Source organism: Pseudomonas sp. NPDC089734 (genome assembly GCF_044748865.1).
Classification (GTDB): domain Bacteria; phylum Pseudomonadota; class Gammaproteobacteria; order Pseudomonadales; family Pseudomonadaceae; genus Aquipseudomonas.
In genome coordinates this window covers 41,927-58,717 of the sequence record NZ_JBIVGV010000026.1, presented here as the reverse complement: position 1 = coordinate 58,717, position 16,791 = coordinate 41,927, and the positions used below count along the sequence as shown (strand labels likewise).

The 16,791-nt window shown below is 57.9% G+C and carries 14 protein-coding genes; 6 read left to right on the top strand and 8 right to left on the bottom strand.

The annotated features are described in order from the left end of the window. The first annotated feature begins 246 nt into the window (after window positions 1-246). The 4 genes from ACIPY9_RS23385 (at window position 247) to ACIPY9_RS23370 (ending at window position 4,501) form a co-directional block, all read left to right on the top strand. Window positions 247-1,878 (top strand): phosphoethanolamine transferase, encoded by a 1,632-nt coding sequence (locus ACIPY9_RS23385; protein WP_400707233.1) that lies wholly within the window; start codon window positions 247-249, stop codon window positions 1,876-1,878. A 154-nt stretch (window positions 1,879-2,032) separates the two neighbouring features. Further along, window positions 2,033-3,166: a ribonuclease D gene (gene rnd / locus ACIPY9_RS23380; RefSeq protein ID WP_400707230.1), complete on the top strand. Its 1,134-nt coding sequence runs from the start codon at window positions 2,033-2,035 to the stop codon at window positions 3,164-3,166. Further along, the gene (locus ACIPY9_RS23375) at window positions 3,163-3,456 is read left to right on the top strand and encodes a YcgL domain-containing protein (protein ID WP_400707227.1); all 294 of its coding nucleotides are present in this window, start codon (window positions 3,163-3,165) and stop codon (window positions 3,454-3,456) included. The genes rnd and ACIPY9_RS23375 overlap by 4 nt, the downstream gene beginning before the upstream one ends. A 112-nt stretch (window positions 3,457-3,568) precedes the next feature. Beyond that, window positions 3,569-4,501 (top strand): D-2-hydroxyacid dehydrogenase, encoded by a 933-nt coding sequence (locus ACIPY9_RS23370; RefSeq protein WP_400707224.1) that lies wholly within the window; start codon window positions 3,569-3,571, stop codon window positions 4,499-4,501. A gap of 147 nt (window positions 4,502-4,648) precedes the next feature. On the opposite strand, the gene ACIPY9_RS23365 is transcribed toward ACIPY9_RS23370, so the two are convergent. After that, window positions 4,649-5,242, bottom strand: a complete 594-nt coding sequence (locus tag ACIPY9_RS23365) for a nitroreductase family protein (RefSeq protein WP_400707221.1) — start codon at window positions 5,240-5,242, stop codon at window positions 4,649-4,651. Between the two features lie 199 nt (window positions 5,243-5,441). On the opposite strand from ACIPY9_RS23365, the gene ACIPY9_RS23360 reads away from it, so the two are divergent. After that, window positions 5,442-5,891, top strand: coding sequence for a YcgN family cysteine cluster protein (locus ACIPY9_RS23360; protein WP_400707219.1), 450 nt, complete (start codon window positions 5,442-5,444; stop codon window positions 5,889-5,891). A gap of 5 nt (window positions 5,892-5,896) precedes the next feature. On the opposite strand, the gene ACIPY9_RS23355 is transcribed toward ACIPY9_RS23360, so the two are convergent. The 4 genes from ACIPY9_RS23355 to ACIPY9_RS23340 form a co-directional block, all read right to left on the bottom strand. Beyond that, entirely contained in the window at window positions 5,897-6,274 is a 378-nt protein-coding gene (locus ACIPY9_RS23355) for a DUF2892 domain-containing protein (protein WP_400707217.1), read from the bottom strand. Between the two features lie 76 nt (window positions 6,275-6,350). Continuing rightward, complete coding sequence (locus tag ACIPY9_RS23350) at window positions 6,351-6,839, bottom strand: RNA methyltransferase (RefSeq protein ID WP_400707214.1); 489 nt, start codon at window positions 6,837-6,839, stop codon at window positions 6,351-6,353. 69 nt (window positions 6,840-6,908) lie between these two features. After that, complete coding sequence (locus ACIPY9_RS23345; protein ID WP_400707211.1) at window positions 6,909-7,784, bottom strand: copper resistance protein B; 876 nt, start codon at window positions 7,782-7,784, stop codon at window positions 6,909-6,911. Then, the gene (locus tag ACIPY9_RS23340; RefSeq protein ID WP_400707208.1) at window positions 7,781-9,526 is read right to left on the bottom strand and encodes a copper resistance system multicopper oxidase; all 1,746 of its coding nucleotides are present in this window, start codon (window positions 9,524-9,526) and stop codon (window positions 7,781-7,783) included. Before ACIPY9_RS23340 ends, ACIPY9_RS23345 begins: the two co-directional genes overlap by 4 nt. A gap of 163 nt (window positions 9,527-9,689) precedes the next feature. Between ACIPY9_RS23340 and ACIPY9_RS23335 the strand changes: the two genes are divergently transcribed. Next, a complete protein-coding gene (locus ACIPY9_RS23335; RefSeq protein ID WP_400707205.1) occupies window positions 9,690-10,391 on the top strand; it encodes a hypothetical protein in 702 nt (233 codons plus the stop codon). Between the two features lie 10 nt (window positions 10,392-10,401). On the opposite strand, the gene ACIPY9_RS23330 is transcribed toward ACIPY9_RS23335, so the two are convergent. The 3 genes from ACIPY9_RS23330 to ACIPY9_RS23320 form a co-directional block, all read right to left on the bottom strand. Then, window positions 10,402-11,700, bottom strand: coding sequence for a YiiX/YebB-like N1pC/P60 family cysteine hydrolase (locus ACIPY9_RS23330; RefSeq protein WP_400707202.1), 1,299 nt, complete (start codon window positions 11,698-11,700; stop codon window positions 10,402-10,404). Window positions 11,701-11,820: 120 nt separating this feature from the next. Then, the gene (locus tag ACIPY9_RS23325) at window positions 11,821-15,465 is read right to left on the bottom strand and encodes an AAA family ATPase (protein WP_400707199.1); all 3,645 of its coding nucleotides are present in this window, start codon (window positions 15,463-15,465) and stop codon (window positions 11,821-11,823) included. Then, window positions 15,462-16,706 carry an exonuclease SbcCD subunit D C-terminal domain-containing protein gene (locus tag ACIPY9_RS23320; RefSeq protein WP_400707196.1) on the bottom strand — a complete coding sequence of 415 codons (1,245 nt, stop codon included), beginning with the start codon at window positions 16,704-16,706 and terminating at the stop codon, window positions 15,462-15,464. The genes ACIPY9_RS23325 and ACIPY9_RS23320 overlap by 4 nt, the downstream gene beginning before the upstream one ends. Window positions 16,707-16,791 lie beyond the last annotated feature (85 nt).

The following is a 16,791-nucleotide window of genomic DNA, read 5'->3' as shown; positions in this document are numbered from 1 at the left end:
GACGCATCATGGTTGGCGGGCTCCAGAAAGAAATCGGGAGCACAGCATCCGTGATCAAGCAGCGGCTTTGAATGTGGGGTTTATGGAGCGCTTACAAAATTTCCGACGATGAAATAAGTTTAATTCGACCTGGTCTTGGCTTTATTTTCACAAAAAATTGATAGAATCCTGCCTAAAGTCTGCGCATGGATGAGCCGTCTGGTTCTACCTCTACTCGATAAAAGAAATAACCCAAGCAGACTGTACATGCTGAAAATAAAAGACGTTCGTCCGGAAGTTGTAACGCTGATTGCCAGTGCCTTTTTATTATTCGGTTTCAATACCAATGTCTGGCAGCATCTTTTTGAAATTACAGGGGGCAGCAGTAAAGGTATTGCCATACGCATTGCCTTTGGTGTGATGGTTTTCTGTGTGTTCAATATTGTATTGACCCTGTTTTCATTTCGGCGGGTATTGAAACCCGTTCTGATGTTCCTGTTTTTTGTCAGTGCCGGCGTCGCCTACTTCATGAATGAGTACGGTGTCATGATCGATGCCGGCATGTTCCGCAACTTCGCAGAAACCAACCCTACGGAAGTGCAGGGGTTGTTGTCGTTGAAACTGGCGCTTTACATCATTCTGTTGGGTGTCCTGCCGTCCGCGTTGTTGTGGCATACGCCGATCCGCTACCGTCGCTGGCACCGTGAGCTGTTCAGCAAGGTGGTGGTCTGCTTTATCTGCTCCGTGTCGATAGGGGGCGTGGCGCTGGCGAACTATCAGGGGTTGTCGTCACTGTTCCGCAATCACCACGAGCTGCGCCTGATGGTCGTGCCGAGCAACTACATCGGGGCGTCGATCGGTTATCTGAGCGAGCAGATCGTTTCGTCCCAGCGTCCATTCCTGAAGCTGGGCGAAGATGCGAAGCGCTCTGCGGACTGGGCGACCCACACCCGCAATTCCCTGACGGTCCTGGTGGTAGGGGAGAGTGCCAGGGCAGAGAACTTCGGCATTCTGGGTTATGGGCGCAACACCACGCCAAACCTGAATAAACAGGACGGTCTGGTGGCCTTTACGGATGTCTACTCCTGCGGAACGGAGACTGCCGTGTCGGTGCCTTGCATGTTTTCCAATATGGGGCGCAAGGACTACAACGCGGCCAAGGCCCGTAATCAGGAAGGGCTGCTTGATGTACTCAAGCGTGCCGGTATCGAAGTGGTGTGGCGTGACAATCAGTCGGGCTGCAAGGGCACCTGTGATCGGGTGACTTTCCAGGATGTCAGTAACCTCAAGGACCCGTCGCTGTGCGCCAACAATGAGTGCCATGACGAGATACTTCTGCAGGGGCTGGAAAACTTTATCGACAGCCTGGATAAAGACACTGTTCTGGTATTGCATCAAATGGGCAGCCATGGCCCCGAGTATTTCAAGCGTTATCCCAAGGCATTCGAGAAGTTTACGCCCGTGTGTGAAAGCAATGCCCTGAATAACTGCAGTCGGGACAGTATTGTCAACGGTTATGACAATACCCTGCTGTATACCGACCATGTGCTGTCCCGGCTGATTGATGTACTGCGCAGCCGTCAAGATAAAGTGGACACCGCCATGATGTATCTTTCCGACCATGGTGAGTCATTGGGTGAGTACAATCTGTTTCTGCACGGTACACCTTATTTGCTGGCTCCCGATCAACAGAAGCATGTACCGATGATGATCTGGCTGTCCGACAGTTATCAGAAGTCCTTTGCCGTTAACACCGAATGCTTGGCCAAAGAACGTAATGCACCACTGAGCCAGGACAATCTCTTTCATTCCCTGTTGGGCCTGTTGAAAGTCGATACCAAGGTTTATGACCCGAACCTGGACATGTTTTCAGGGTGCAGAAGTGCGAGAGGCGGATAACCGCTCGCACAAGCCTGGCTCCATCCCTTCAGGCGGGAATCGCCGCTGCTCTTTGTCGGCTATCTTCATGAAGATAGCCAAGAGTTTCAGGACAGACGCGCGATAACCCGCAGTGGCGATATATACTGCGCGCCATTGTTGAAGGGAGAGCCGTGTGGCCATCGATATTCATTGGATTCGCGACGACGACAGCCTCGCCCGGCAGTGCCAGCAGTGGCAGTCGCTGCCATTTGTTGCACTCGACACCGAGTTCATGCGGGTCGATACCTTTTACCCGATTGCCGCGCTGCTGCAGATCGGTGACGGTTCCAGCGCCTGGCTGATCGATCCATTGCTCATCAGCGACTGGCGTCCTCTGTCCGCCTTGCTTGAAAACCCTGATGTCATCAAGGTTGTCCACGCCTGCAGCGAAGACCTGGAGGTGCTGCTGCGCCTCACGGGCAGCCTGCCGGTTCCGTTGTTCGACACACAACTGGCGGCTGCCTACCTGAACATCGGGTTCTCCATGGGGTATTCGCGGCTGGTGCAGGAGGTGCTGAACATCGACCTGCCCAAGGGCGAGACCCGCTCCGACTGGTTGCAGCGTCCGTTGTCGGAAACCCAGATCAGCTATGCGGCAGAAGATGCGGTGCATCTGGCCGAGCTTTTCACCTTGTTGCGCCCTCGGCTTTCGGACGACAAGTACCTCTGGGTGCTTGAGGACGGTGCCGAGCTGGTTGCCAACCTGCGTCGCGAAGTCGATCCGTACGAGACTTACCGTGACGCCAAGCTGGCCTGGAAACTGTCGCGTGCCCAGTTGGCGGTATTGCGTGAACTCTGTGCCTGGCGCGAAATACAGGCGCGTTCGCGCAACCTGCCACGTAACCGCATTGTGCGCGAGCACTCCCTGTGGCCGTTGGCCAGGACCCAGCCTGACAATCTGGGCGCACTGGCCAGGATCGAAGACATGCATCCCCGGACCGTGCGCCAGGACGGTGAGTTTCTGCTGGAACTGATCAAGACATCCGGAAACCTTCCTCCGGATCAATGGCCCCCGGCACTGCCCGAGCCTTTGCCGATCGAGGCCGCCGGCATTCTCAAGGGGCTGCGGGCTATCGGCCAGCGGTATGCCGAGGAGCTGGAGATGGCGCCCGAACTGATGCTGCGCAAGAAGACCCTCGAGGTCTTGCTCAAGAGTGGCTACCCCGATGGCCCTTATACATTGCCCGATTCGCTGCGTGGCTGGCGCCGTGAATTGATGGGCCAGGCGCTGCTCGACAGCCTGGCCAATGCAGGAGAACAGTCTTGAAACGTATTTGCTCCATTTATCGCAGCCCGAAAAAGAACGAGATGTACCTGTACGTGCTCAAGAGTGATGTGCTCAAGCGCGTACCGGCAGAATTGCTGGTGGCGTTCGGCACGCCTCAACATGCGTTCGATCTGGTGCTCAGCCCCGAGCGCACACTGGCCCGTGAAGACATCAACAAGGTGCTGGAAAACCTCGACACCCAGGGCTATCACTTGCAAATGCCGCCTGCCGAAGAGGAATACATCCAGCATTTGCCCGAAGAATTATTGCGTCGCAATGATCCCGTCTGAGTCGCTATAGCGCCATGTCATGCCGCTTTTCCCGCCAGTCTTCTGATATCGGCGGGTTCGAGCGGCGATACCTGTTGTTGGTTGTCTGTCCTGTTTTTAAGGTTTTTGAAGCATGCGCGTTCTGATTGCCGAACACGATTACCCCATCTATACCCGGTTGTTGCGCAAGGCCGCGCCAGACGTGGAAGTCATGAGCAGCGGCGATTCTGCCGAGCTGTCCCGAATGGCGGGCGAATGCCCGGTCTGGCTGGGGCAGCCTGACCTGCTGGCCAATCTGTTGCGTCAGGGACACAAACCGCAATGGCTGCAATCGACCTGGGCGGGGATTACGCCGCTGCTGGTCGAGGGAGTATCCAGGGATTATCGGCTGACGAGGGCGGTGGGTATTTTCGGTCAGGTCATGGCCGAGTTTCTGTTGACCTACATGCTGGGCCATGAGCGTGAAGTGCTGGCCCGGTTGATGAGTCAGGTTGAACGCAGATGGGACAACCGTCCGGGGCAGAGCCTGTCCGGTCGCAAGGTGTTGATTGTCGGGGCGGGTGACATTGGCCTGCGTGTGGCGCAGTTCCTCGTGCCTTTTGGCGTGGATGTCTACGGTGTGGCTTCGTCGGCGCGCGTCCAGGAGCCTTTCATCGAGGTCGGAGCCCTGGCGGATCTGGACCAGATGGTGGGGGAGATGGACTACGTCATCAACCTGTTGCCCAACACGCCTGCAACCCACGATCTCTATGACTTGAAGCTGTTTGCCCGATTCAAGCCCACGGCACTGTTCATCAACGTCGGTCGCGGTGTGGCGGTGGTGGATGCGGATCTGGTCGAAGCCTTGAAGGAAGGGTATCTGGCGGGTGCGGTGATCGATGTCTGCCGTCAGGAGCCTCTGCCGCAGCGCCATCCTTTCTGGACCGCCTATGGCCTGTTGCTGACCGGGCACAGCTCGGCTCCGACCTCACCCGTGGCCATGATGGAGTTGTTCGTCGAAAACCTGAAGGCCTTTGAGGCTGGCGAGCCATTGCGTGGGGAGGTGGATTTTTCGCGGGGGTATTGAGGAGGGGGGGCTACAAGCTACAAGCTACAAGCTACAAGCTACAAGCTACAAGCTACAAGCTACAAGCTACAAGCTACAAGTCAAAGGCTTGAGGCTTGAGGCTTGAGGCTTGAGGCTTGCAGCTTGCAGCTTGCAGCTTTCTTAAACCTACAGCGAAAAATCGCCTTCGGCAGCCAGTTCTGTCACGGGCTTGCGTGGGCTCGGGACTTCACGGCCTTGCAGGTATTCGGGCAGGGTCGATTTATCCCCCAGTTTGCCGATGGCGACAGCTGCGTGCAGGTCATAGCCTTCCGGAATGTTCAGTTCCTTGCGGGTCCGCTCCTGATCGAAGCCGGCCATGCCGTGGGTGTACCAGCCGCTCAGGCTCGCTTGCAGGGCCAGGTATCCCCAGGCCGAGCCGGTGTCGAAGGTGTGCCACAGTGCCGGGCCTTCCTCGGTCGCGCCCGGTGCGGTGAAGGTGGTCTTGGAAATGACGATCACCAGTGCCGAAGCGTGTTGTGCCCAGTTGCGGTTGAATTCATTGAGCAGGCCCAGGTAACGCTCCCAGTTCGGCGTGTCGCGACGAGCGTACAGAAAGCGCCATGGCTGCGAGTTGTAGGCGGAAGGTGCCCAGCGTGCGGCCTCGAAGAAGCTCAGCAGTGTTTCCTGTGGAATGCTTTCACCGGTAAAGGCGCGAGGGGACCAGCGCTGGGTGAACTGTGGGTCGATGGCGTGATCGGCGATGCGAGTGTTACTGCTCATGTAGGTCTGGTCCTGTAGAGGGATGTGTGAGTCATGGCGCATGGCAGGCATGGGCTGACACGTTACAAAACGCTCTAACGCTACTGTTTTGCCTTCTTGCTGACAAGACTTGCGCACCGGTAGTCGCCAACGCTTGGCCCGCAGGGGATGTGCCACTAGACTTACGGCCTTTTCAATTGTCGATACCCTTGTCCGAACCATGGCCGCTAAAGTTGAACCCTTCTGGATACGCAAGACCCTCGAACAGCTGGACAGGCAGGAATGGGAGTCGCTGTGCGATGGCTGCGGCCTGTGTTGCCTGCAAAAGCTGGAGGATGAAGAGGACAACAGCGTTTATTACACCCGCATCGCCTGCAAGCTGCTGGACCTGAAAACCTGCCAGTGTTCCGATTACAGCAACCGTCGGGCGTCCGTACCGGACTGCATCCAGCTCACTCCCGGTCAGGCCGATGAGTTCAAATGGCTGCCGCCTACCTGTGGTTATCGTCTGGTCAGCGAGGGGAAGGATTTGCCCCTCTGGCACCATCTGGTCTGTGGTGACCGCGAGGCGGTGCATCACGAGCGGATCTCCCAGTCAGGCCGCATGCTCAGTGAGAGCAGCGTATCCGAGGATGACTGGGAGGATTATCTGATCTTCCGCGCCGGCTAGCGTATTCAGACGCCGGCTTTGGGATCTTTCAGCGCATCGATGCCGTTGATGACCGAAGCCTTGGCGGCCTCTTCTGCATTGTTCTTGAGGTGCCTCAACTCCATGCCGGCACGTTCGATATCCGAGCGGACGCTGTGCAGGTTGCTGCGGCTTCTTTCGATCAGGCTCTTGGCCGAACAATGCCCGGTGATGCCACGCGCCAGCACCGCGCCACCGATGGCCAGTTGAACAAGGCCCAGCAGACCACCTCGGCGCAACCCTTTGCCCATCAGGGTCACGCCGGTGGCCAGGGAGCCGATCCGCTCCCAGCCCTGGACGTTCTGCTGCACAGGGGTGGATAGCCGCGGAGTGTCGATTCTTTCAATGATCGGGGTGTCGCTCATGATGGCTCTCCATGATGTGATGAGTCGGTTCAACGAAACAGACTGCCCATCGCTGAAACTGTTCACTGCATTGTGGTCAGCGGTCAGGCTTTTCACGGCCGAACTGAGGGCCTGAACGGGTATTGTTGCCTTTGGCCATGCGGTCATAGAGCACGACGTTGACGGTCGCCGCCAGGTTCATGCAACCCTCGGTGGGGATGTAGACCACATCTTCGCACCAGTCGCGAATCTCCTGATCCAGCGAACCGTCTTCCGGGCCGAAGATATACAGGGCACGGTCGGGGTGGGTGTACTCGGGCAGGGCGCGTGCGCCTTCCACCAGTTCCACTGCAACCGGAATGCAGCCCAGCGGCAGGATGCTCTTGAGGTCTTCGATGCCGATCAGGGGGATGTCCTGATGGATCTTCTTGGTGTCGGTGATGAAATCCTTCGCTCGTTCATAGCGTTTGCCGGTGTAGAAGACCGAAGCGGCGCCATAACAGCCAGCGGCACGCATCACCGAGCCGACGTTTTCCGGGGATTTCGGGTTGTAAAGACCGATGCAGGCGTACCGTTTGTTTGCCACGTGATGGGTGCTCTGGGTAAAACGCGGGATTATACGGCAGAACGCATGGCAGAAACGGACACCTGCCTGTCAGAACCACATCCTCACGCCCAGGACCAGCTTCGCCTCGCTGCGATCCTCACCGTCTTCGCGGGCATAGTCGGCAGTCTTGCCGTAAGACCGGTTCCAGCTCACGCCAATGTAAGGTGCAAACTCCCGGCGGATTTCATAACGCAGCCGTAGACCGACTTCGCTGGTCGCCAGGCCTGACCCCATGCCGCGCTGAGGATCGTTTCGGCCATAGAGGTTGAGTTCGGCCGTGGGCTGAAGGATGAGCCGGTTGGTCAGCAACAGGTCATAGTCACCTTCAAGGCGTACGGCACTCTGGCCGCCCTCACCAAGAAAGGCCGTGGCCTGAGCCTCGAAGTTGGACAGGGCCATGCCCTGAAGCCCGAAGGCGGCCCAGGTCTGTGGCTCGCCCGGTTTGAAATCCTGGCGCGCACCGGCGACCAGGTCCCACCATGGGCTGATCGCATGGCCCCACAAGGCCTGGACTTCGGCGCTTTCGGTCTTGCCGTCGGTGCGTTCGCCTTCGGAGCGTATCCACAAACGATCGACATCACCGCCGACCCAGCCTGTGACATCCCAGGCCAGTGTGTTGCCCTTGTCGGCATCCTGCCATTCCAGCTTGTCGATCAGGGTGAAGGTGTTGAGAGCGTTATCATGGATCATATGGCCAGCATGGCTGGTGTAAACGGCGGCTCTGTCCTCATCGGTCAATGCGGGGACCGGTGTTCGGCTTTCAGTGTCGGTCGACGACATGGACGGCATGTGTTCGTGGTTCATGCCGTGCTGGCTGTGATCCATGCCATGCATGTCAGAGGCCATGGCGGGAGTGATCGTCATGACCGTGCCCAGCAAGGAAAGGCGCAGGGGATCAAGGATTCTGTTCATTGAGGTTCTCATTCTTCCACGCGCACTTCACGGAACATGCCCATTTCCATGTGATACAGCAGATGGCAGTGATAAGCCCAGCGCCCGAGCGCATCGGCCGTGACGCGATAGCTGCGCCTTGAGCCCGGCGGCATGTCGATGGTGTGTTTGCGGACCATGAATTGCCCGTGCTCGTCTTCGAGATCGCTCCACATGCCATGCAGGTGAATGGGGTGAGTCATCATGGTGTCGTTGACCAGCACGACCCGGATGCGCTCGCCATATTTGAGTTTCAGTGGCTCGGCGTCCGAGAACTTCACACCGTTGAACGACCAGGCGAATTTCTCCATGTGGCCGGTGAGGTGCAATTCAATGGTGCGTCCGGGTTCACGTCCGTCCGGGTCCTTGAAGGTGCTGCGCAGGTCCGAATAGGTCAGCACCCGACGACCGTTGTTGCGCAGGCCAATGCCGGGGTCGTTCAGTTTCGGGGACGTCTTCATGGCCTGCATGTCCACCAGCGGATTGTCGTCTTCGGTTTCCGGATGGGTCTGCATCGTGTTCGTTTGGCTGTGGCTCATGCCATGCATGGCGTGACCACCCATGTTGCCGTGATCCATGCCCGGCATCTGTCCATGAGCCTTGTCATGGCTCTGCCCATGCTCCATCCCCATGTCTTCCATGGTGAGCAGCGGGCGCGGGTCCAGAGGCGGGACGGGAGCCGTTGCCCCCGGTCTGCCGGTGAGCGTGCCGCGCGCGAAACCTGTGCGGTCCATCGACTGGGCGAACAGGGTGTACGCCTCTTCAGTGGGCTCGACAATGACATCGAAGGTTTCCGCGACAGCGATGCGGAACTCATCGACGCTGACAGGCTGGACGTGCAGGCCATCGGCGGCCACGACGGTCATCTTCAGACCGGGAATCCGTACGTCGAAATAGGTCATGGACGAGCCGTTGATGAAGCGCAAACGGATCCGCTCGCCCGGCTTGAACACACCCGTCCAGTTCATGTCCGGTGCCTGGCCATTCATGAGGTAGGTGTAGGTTGCACCGCTGACATCCGCCAGATCGGTGGGATTCATCTTCATCTCGGCCCACATCGCACGATCAGCGACTGTCTTGCTCCAGCCTTTCTCACTGACGTCGTGGATGAAATCACCCACCGTGCGCTTGTTGTAGTTGTAATAGTCCGACTGCTTCTTGAGGTTCTTCATCAGACTGGCCGGGTCGTCATCGGTCCAGTCCGTGAGCATCACCACATGTTCACGTTCGTACTGGAATGGCTCGGGTTCCCGGGCATCGATGATCAGCGGGCCATAGACCCCCGATTGCTCCTGAAAACCGGAGTGGCTGTGATACCAGTAAGTGCCGTTCTGCCTGACCTTGAAGCGATAGACATACAGGCCATCGGGCGCAATGCCGTCAAAGCTCAAGCCCGGCACGCCATCCATGTTCGCGGGCAGCAGGATGCCGTGCCAATGGATGGACGTGTTTTCCTTGAGCCGGTTTTTCACCCGCAGCGTCACGGTGTCGCCTTCGCGCCAGCGCAGCAGCGGGCCAGGGAGGCCGCCATTGATGGTCATCGCCGTTTTCGGGGTGCCGGTGATGTTGACCGGGCTTTCTCCAATGAACAGGTCGAACTCTGTTCCGGTCAGCACATTCGGCCCGGCCGGGCGGGTGACAGCCCAGCCAGGGGTTTGCCAAAGCCCGATGCTGCCCAGAAGGCTGCCGGCGGTCAGCCCCTTTACAAAAAATCGCCTTGATATTTTGGAGTGCATGCCGATGTCATATCCAGTCAGTTGCGTGCTTTCAGGCGGGAAGATGCCACAACGAGCGGACAGGGGGGATTACATTTCGGTCAGCTTGGTGGGGGGCTGTGCCTGTTCTCGACAGGGCATCACTGAATGCGGATACGGATCGTACAAAATCTAAGGAATTTCGATGCTTCAGGACGCATATGCAAGGATCTGCCGCTGTCTCGCTCTCATTCCCCTGTTCTTGTTCATGGCGGCCTGCAACAAGGAAGCCCCCGGGATCAATACCCCCGAGTACCGGGCTGCGCACGGAATTACCGAAGGCGAACCGAACAGTGTTCAAGTTGCAGGCTCAACCTTTCTCCTGCCTAGGGATGTTGAGTTCGACCTGTATACAGCAGGCACCATTCAGGCCGGAAAGGCCGATAAGCTGACCTTGTATCTCAATATGGGATTCCTCTTTACCCCACCCAGAACGGGGTCGGCAGGCAAGGGGGAAAAACACATGATCAGGACAGAGATTTCCTCCAGGGGAAACCCGGATCATGGAGAGCGCTTGTTATCTCTCGACGAAAAGACCGGCACGCCCGTTGATCGGGTCGATCTGGATCTGATCGAGTACCCCATAAACTCCCCGGCTCCTGCTGACAACTCCCGAACTTATATTTACCGGGCACGGGAGCCGGGCAGTAACGCTAAACCCACAGCATTCTTCTGCAGCGTTGTCTGGCCGAACGATCCTTCCAGAAGAAACGGAACGTGCAGGACATCTTTTTACAATCACTCCGGATTGCTCATTCAATCTTTCTTTTCTTATGACCTTCTCAAGTACTGGAAGGCTATTACGGACGATGTTCGTCATAAGACTGAAGCGTATGAAATAAAGTGATATCCCCCAATCACCTGTCTGGGTAGATGCATTTTAGGGCGTTGATGACATTTGAGTATGCCACTCGATAAGTCGCCTGGAAATCCGGGTTGGTCACCCATGGAAATACATGCTCCGAGTTGTAGAGCGCTGCGCTTAATGTATCAGGGAGGGCGTTGAAAAATGCGCTTGCGTAGGTCGGGTTGACCTTTCTGAACGGGGCAAGCCTGCCGTTCTGATCATATTGGGCAAGAATGCTGAAAAGACCAATTTCGATCATGAGCAGATACGAGAGGTACCTGATCGTTTCTCGCGCTTTTTCCCTGTCCCTGGTTTCCTTGTTCGTGGGGAGACCCGCATACATCCCACGTTGATCAGTACTGTCGGCGCTATTGATCATGCTGTCCTTGATCAACAGTTCCAGGTCCGGCAGTGCTGCGAGACTCAACATGTTGTCGATCTGGGACAGCACCCGCTCGATACGTTGGGCATCTTGTTCATCCATACATCCAGGTTGATCGCGAAGAAGTCGAACCTTGTTGAATTCAGCTGCGCAGAAGTGTGTAAGTACGTCTTGTCCTTGCATGTTGTTGCGAATGCTTTCATGTATCGCCTCTTCAATCCTTACCTGTAATTGGAGGCTGCTCAGCAGAAGGTTATCGCTCTCATCGAGAAAGTCTGGCAGTGAGCGCGCCCCATCCATCATGGGGATGTTCATGCTTTCCAGGGCACTACCTTGGGGTAATGGCGAAAGCAGTGAGTCTGCGGTGATGTTTTGCCAGTCAGGTAGCTGGCACCGTCTGTGAAGATCAAGGGGCAGCACTTTATGGTCAGGGAGTTCGCTCAAGGGCATACCGGCAACGCGGTAGGCCTGGGCAACCAGTCTTGAACAGAACTGGGTGAAATCGTGAGGGCTACTCGCACCGAAGTATCGGGTGAACTCATACTTTTGCTTTATGTAATGAATGCCTGCCTCAGCGATTTTCTTCGTTGTTTCCTCGGAAATGCCAGGGTTTCGATAAATCTCATAGGTACTGTCCTTGAACTTCAGTGCGTCGGAGACGACCTGGAGTATGACCTCTGTGCCATCGGCGTGAATGATGAGGCCATCCCCAGCCCCAAGCATCACATGTGAGAATTTGGGCATGATCGGTTTCAGACTAATCTTGTCGGTGCTGCGAAGGCTGGCCAGGATGCGTTGCCCTTTGACGTTGCCCCATTGGATCAGCGTGCCGATTCCGGATGTACGAGGACGAACAAAGATGATATCTCCCGCTCGCACGGCCATATGATTGAACTGTTTATCCTGACTGTTATCGACTTGATCCATATCGAGGTCACCACGAGTTGATAAGCGCTGAGTATGAAAGGTAGCTGCCGGTCAGAACTGTCGACGAAAAATAAAAGGACGAAGCCTATTCTTCTATCGATGCTCGGACAGGCAAATTTTTCAATCCCCCACCTCAATCGTGCTCAACCCATTCCCCTGTCGACGTACCTTGATCTGCACCGGAATCCGTTCATGCATTTCCTGTACGTGTGAGATCACGCCGACCTTGCGGCCCTGTGCTTGCAAGCCGTCCAGAGCATCCATGGCCAGTTGCAGGGATTCGGGGTCCAGACTGCCGAAGCCTTCGTCGATGAACAGCGATTCGATACGCAGTGTGCTCGATGCCATGGAGGCCAGGCCCAGTGCGAGGGCGAGCGAGACGAGGAAGGTTTCGCCGCCGGACAGCGAATGCACCGAACGCAGTTCATCGCCCATTTCCGTGTCCAGCACCAGCAGGCCGAGCATGCTGCCGCCGCGTTTGAGGCGATAGCGACGCACCAGTTGTTTGAGCTGGGCGTTGGCGTGATGGACCAGCAGGTCGAGGTTGTAGGCCTGGGCGATCTTGCGGAACTTGTCGCCTTCGGCCGAGCCGATCAGGGTGGCCAGGCGGGCCCAGCGTTGGTACTCGCTCGTGGCCAGTGCGATGCGCGCCTGCAACTCGCTGTTGGCGTTGCGACGCTGCTCGTCTTCGCTCAGTCTGGCGCGCAGGTCGGCGCAGTGTTGTTCGCTGGCTTCGTAGTGGGTCTGTGCTTGTAGCAGTGCCGTGGTCAGTTGTTCGCTATCGATGACGTCGTTGTGTTGTGCCTGATGCTGTTGCAGACGTTCTTCGCGCTCATGCAGTAGCACTTTGGCTTGCTCAAGGGCCTTTTCGCTGCGGCTCAGTTGCTGACGAAGCTCATCGATACGGGAGTCGTCATAAGTCAGCAGAACCTCAAGAGTGGCGTCGTCCAGCTCATGATGGCTGCTGCGCCATTCGCGGATCTGCTCGTCCAGCTCGCCGGATTCCAGCTCCAGTGCCTGCTGTTGTTGCTGACCGGCCTTGAGTTCGGCGTTCAACTGGATCAATTGGCTGTGAACATCCTGCAACGTCTGGCCTGCCGACATCTCCGCGTGTCGGGCCTGTTCGACGGCCTGTTCCAGTGCGTGTTGCCACTGCCGGGCATCGGTATGCGTGCCCAGCAGATCGCTCAAAAGTTGCTGGCTGGCCTGTTGTTGCTGGCTCAGGCCCTGAGCCTGTTCAAGCAGTTCGCTCTGGCGCTGCCCCCGGTTCTGTTGCTCGACCTGTTCCTTTTCGATCTTTTGCTGGCGGTCGCGTTGTTCCTGCTGTTCTTCGCCTTGCTGTTCCAGCTGATCGAGACGGTGCATGACTTGTTGCTCAAGCTGCATCACCGTGTTTGAAGCGTCGCTGCGCAGGTTGCTCAGAAGTTGAGGCGATACCAGGGTGGAGAGCGCGGTCAGTTCTTCTTCCAGGCGCTCACGGTCGGCTTCCAGTTGCTTGAGCTGGTCGGTGACATGTCGTGCGGCAGTCTGGCTGGCCTCATGGGCGACCTGGAGCTGTTGTTGCAGATGTGCGGCGTCCTTTTGCAGCTTGAGCAAGGCATTCTGGCGCAGCTCATCGCGGTCGATGACCTCATTCAACTGACTGAGCTGCTGGTTCAACCAGCCATCACGTTGAGTGGCATCACGGTCCAGCAGCTGGGCGGCGAGGGGATGGGCCTCAAGGTCCGGCATCAGGGCTTGCTGCTGGAGAGTCAATTTTTCCTGCTGACGGATGAGTTCTTTCTGACGGGCAATGACCCCGCCGACCTGCTCGCGCAACTGGTTGTACTTTTCCTTTAATTCATCCACCGCTTTCTGGGCACCGGCCTGTTCTGTTTCGTCGTGGCGGGTCAGGCTTTGCAGCAGTGCTTCGGGCTGATGCCAGGGATGTTCGACGCTGCCGCACACCGGGCAGGGCTGATCGTCCTGCAACTGCGCACGCAACTCTTCGACGCTGGCGCTGCGGGCCAGACGCTGACGCTCCAGCAACTGCTGAGTGACGCTCAGGGTCTGCTCGGCAACTTTCAGATCGTCCCGGGTCTGGATGCCTTCTGCATTGAGCTTTTCGCGTTCCTGTTGGGCATCGTGTTGCTGCTGTGCGAGTGCCTGCAGTTGTTTGTCGATCTCCTGCTGGCTGGCCCACAGGCGCGCCAGCTCCTCGAAGGCGCGCTGCTGCTTGCGGTTGTCCTGCAACAGGTTGCCCAGAAGCTGGGTTTGCTCGGTGACCGCTTCTGCTTCGCAATCGGCCTCTCGGTACAGCACCTCCAGCTCGTTGCGCTGCTGGAGCAATTGCTGATCGGCATCGGTAGCGCGTTGTTGCAGAGCGGGCAACTCGTCTTGCCCGTGTTTCAGGCGATTGGCCGTCAGCGTCAGGGATTTCAGCCGGTCGCGCCAGGCGTTCCAGGCGTGTGCCAGCGGGGCGAGTTCATTGCTCTGTTCAAGCTGCTGCGCAATACGTTCAAGACGCTGGGCAACCTGCTGTTGCTGATCGAGCAAGCCTTGCAACTGGCTCTGGCCTTGAGTGCAGCTCTGATCGACCTGTTGCTGGAGCGCAACGACGCGAGCCAGTTCCTGAGTCAGGTGGTTCAGGGTGTTTTGGGCTTCAAAGGCCTGCTGTAACAGCGGTTTGGCATCGTTCTGTTTTTGCTGGGCTTCAAGCAGATGCGCCTGGGCGTTATGGCGTTCGCTTTCCAGTGTTTGTTGCTGCGTCTGGAGCGTGAGCGCCTGGGCCTGATGTTGACGAATCTGTTCAGCCAGCGGCTTTAGCTGTGCATCCAGCGCAATGCGACGGGCAAAGCGATGGCGTTGCGGCCCCAGACGTTCCAGTTGGCCCAGCGTCTGGCGCTGACCATTCAGGCTGTCCCATTCCTGTTGCGCGCTGCTCAGGCTTTCAGTGGCGCTGAGCTGTGCATCCTGCAGGCGGTGCAGTTCGCTCAGCCACTGTTGCTTGAGTTCCAGTTGCCGCTGTTCGGCCTGATGGCGTTTGAGCTGCTGCTGAGCCTCATTCAGGTGTTGTTCCAGTTCGGCGCGTTGCTCAGGGTCGAGCGGGATGACAGTGCCGGCCTGAGCGTTGAGGGCTTTGAGCGCTTCTTCGGCTTCCTTGCTCTTGCTGTAGGCGCGACGTCCGAGCTGGCTGTAGATGGCCGTGTTGGTCAGCTTCTCCAGCAGTTCGCTGCGTTCCTTGTCATCGGCCTTGAGAAAGGCACTGAACTCGCTCTGCGCCAGCATCACGGCCCGGGTGAACTGCTCGAAATTCAGGCCCAGGCGTTGCTCGATCAGTTGCTCGAACTCGCGCTTGCTCTGATTGCTGAGGACTTGTTCGCTGTCCAGGTCGGTCAGGGTCTGGCGGCTGGCTTGCAGCTTTTTCGCAGCGTTGTCCCGGGCACGGTTGGTTTCCCAGCGGGCACGGTAGCGGCGCTGGTCGATACCGACGAAATCCACCTCGGCGTATCCGCTGCCGGTACCGCGTCGCAGCAGGGTGCGCGGATCGCTGGTGGTGATTTCTCCCTCGACGTCCGGAACCTTGGACTGGCCGATATTGCTCAGGCGCGGAATCGCCCCGAACAGCGCCAGACACAAGGCATCGAGCAAGGTGCTTTTACCGGCCCCGGTGGGGCCGGTGATAGCGAACAGGCCTGCACTGGCCAGTGGTTCTGCGGTGAAATCCAGCTCGAACGGCCCGGCCAGCGAGGCCAGGTTTTTCAGGCGAATGGCAAGGATCTTCATGGCTGTTCGCTCTCCTGCTGAACTTCACGCAGCAGCGTGGCGAAATCGGTGAGGGTCTGTTCATCGACGGCCTGACCGAAGTTGTCCTCCCAGGCGCGGCTGAACAATTCCTGCGGGCTCAGTTGGTCCAGTTCGATCAGGGCAGCCTCTTCATCGCCATCGTTACCGCTGCCTTTGCCGGCATATTCGGCACCGATGCGCACCAGACGCACGGCCTTGCCTTGCAGGGCGGTTTCGATCTGGTTGCGCAGGTCCGGTTGAGGTTCGTCCAGGCGCACACGGACTTCCAGCCAGGGTTGGCGATCGATGTCGGCCAGCAGGTCGATGTCCGGCAGCTCCTTGAGTTGCAGCAGCAGCTCGGCCAGCGGAGCAGGACCCAGGCGTTGCAGGTTGACGGCGCGGGGAATCAGCCGGGGTTCGACACTGACCAGTTGTTCACCGTCGCAGTTGATTTCCAGAATCTGGTGCTGGTAGCCGATTTCCGAGAATGACAGGGGAATGGGCGAGCCGCTGTAGCGAATGCGGTCTTCACCATTGACGCGCTGTGGCTTGTGCAGATGACCCAGGGCGACATAGGTGATGCCCGGGCCGAACAGGCTGGCGGGCAAGGCTTCGGCATTGCCGATGATCAGGCTGCGTTCGGAGTCTTCGGATACTGAACCGCCGGCCATGTGGGCATGGCTGACCGCGATCAGGGCCTGGCCCGGCTCACGCTTGCTCTGGGCAGCTTCGATCAACAGCTCATGGACTTTGGCGATACCTCGCAGGTAATCGTCGCCCAGTGTCGCGCCCGTGACTTCGGCCGGGCGCAGAAAGGGCAGTGCCAGGCACCACGCCCGGATTGCACCGGTAGCATCTGGCAGCGGCAAGAGCAGGCGGTCGGCGTCCAGCGTGCCGTCGTCCAGCCACAAGACCCGACCCAGGGCGTGAGTGCGCAAGCGGCGCATCAGCGGGGCAGGCAGCTCGATACGCGAGCCGGAGTCATGGTTGCCGGCAATCATGACGATGGTCAGATTCGGCTGTTGTTCATGGGCGTTGACGATGAAGTCGTACAGACGTTCCTGGGCTTTGACCGGAGGGTTGACCGTGTCGAAGATGTCGCCAGCGATCAACAGCACATCGGGTTGACGCTCGGCCAGACGAGCCAGCAGCCAGCTCAGGAAGCTGGCATGCTCGAAATCCCGCTCCTGACCGTGGAGGTTCTGACCCAGATGCCAGTCGGAGGTGTGAAACAAACGCATGGAGTTACCTGTAAACGGTATTTATGGGTATTGCCGCTTCGCGAATGAATTCGCTCCCACAGCTCCAGGAGCGAATTCATTCGCG

Coding starts and splice junctions, on each gene's coding strand:
- ACIPY9_RS23385 (WP_400707233.1), top strand. CDS start 247: ATGCTGAAAATAAAAGACGTTCGTCCGGAAGTTGTAACGCTGATTGCC.
- ACIPY9_RS23370 (WP_400707224.1), top strand. CDS start 3,569: ATGCGCGTTCTGATTGCCGAACACGATTACCCCATCTATACCCGGTTG.
- ACIPY9_RS23365 (WP_400707221.1), bottom strand. CDS start 5,242: ATGAGCAGTAACACTCGCATCGCCGATCACGCCATCGACCCACAGTTC.
- ACIPY9_RS23360 (WP_400707219.1), top strand. CDS start 5,442: ATGGCCGCTAAAGTTGAACCCTTCTGGATACGCAAGACCCTCGAACAG.
- ACIPY9_RS23355 (WP_400707217.1), bottom strand. CDS start 6,274: ATGAGCGACACCCCGATCATTGAAAGAATCGACACTCCGCGGCTATCC.
- ACIPY9_RS23345 (WP_400707211.1), bottom strand. CDS start 7,784: ATGAGAACCTCAATGAACAGAATCCTTGATCCCCTGCGCCTTTCCTTG.
- ACIPY9_RS23340 (WP_400707208.1), bottom strand. CDS start 9,526: ATGCACTCCAAAATATCAAGGCGATTTTTTGTAAAGGGGCTGACCGCC.
- ACIPY9_RS23335 (WP_400707205.1), top strand. CDS start 9,690: ATGCTTCAGGACGCATATGCAAGGATCTGCCGCTGTCTCGCTCTCATT.
- ACIPY9_RS23330 (WP_400707202.1), bottom strand. CDS start 11,700: ATGGATCAAGTCGATAACAGTCAGGATAAACAGTTCAATCATATGGCC.
- ACIPY9_RS23325 (WP_400707199.1), bottom strand. CDS start 15,465: ATGAAGATCCTTGCCATTCGCCTGAAAAACCTGGCCTCGCTGGCCGGG.
- ACIPY9_RS23320 (WP_400707196.1), bottom strand. CDS start 16,706: ATGCGTTTGTTTCACACCTCCGACTGGCATCTGGGTCAGAACCTCCAC.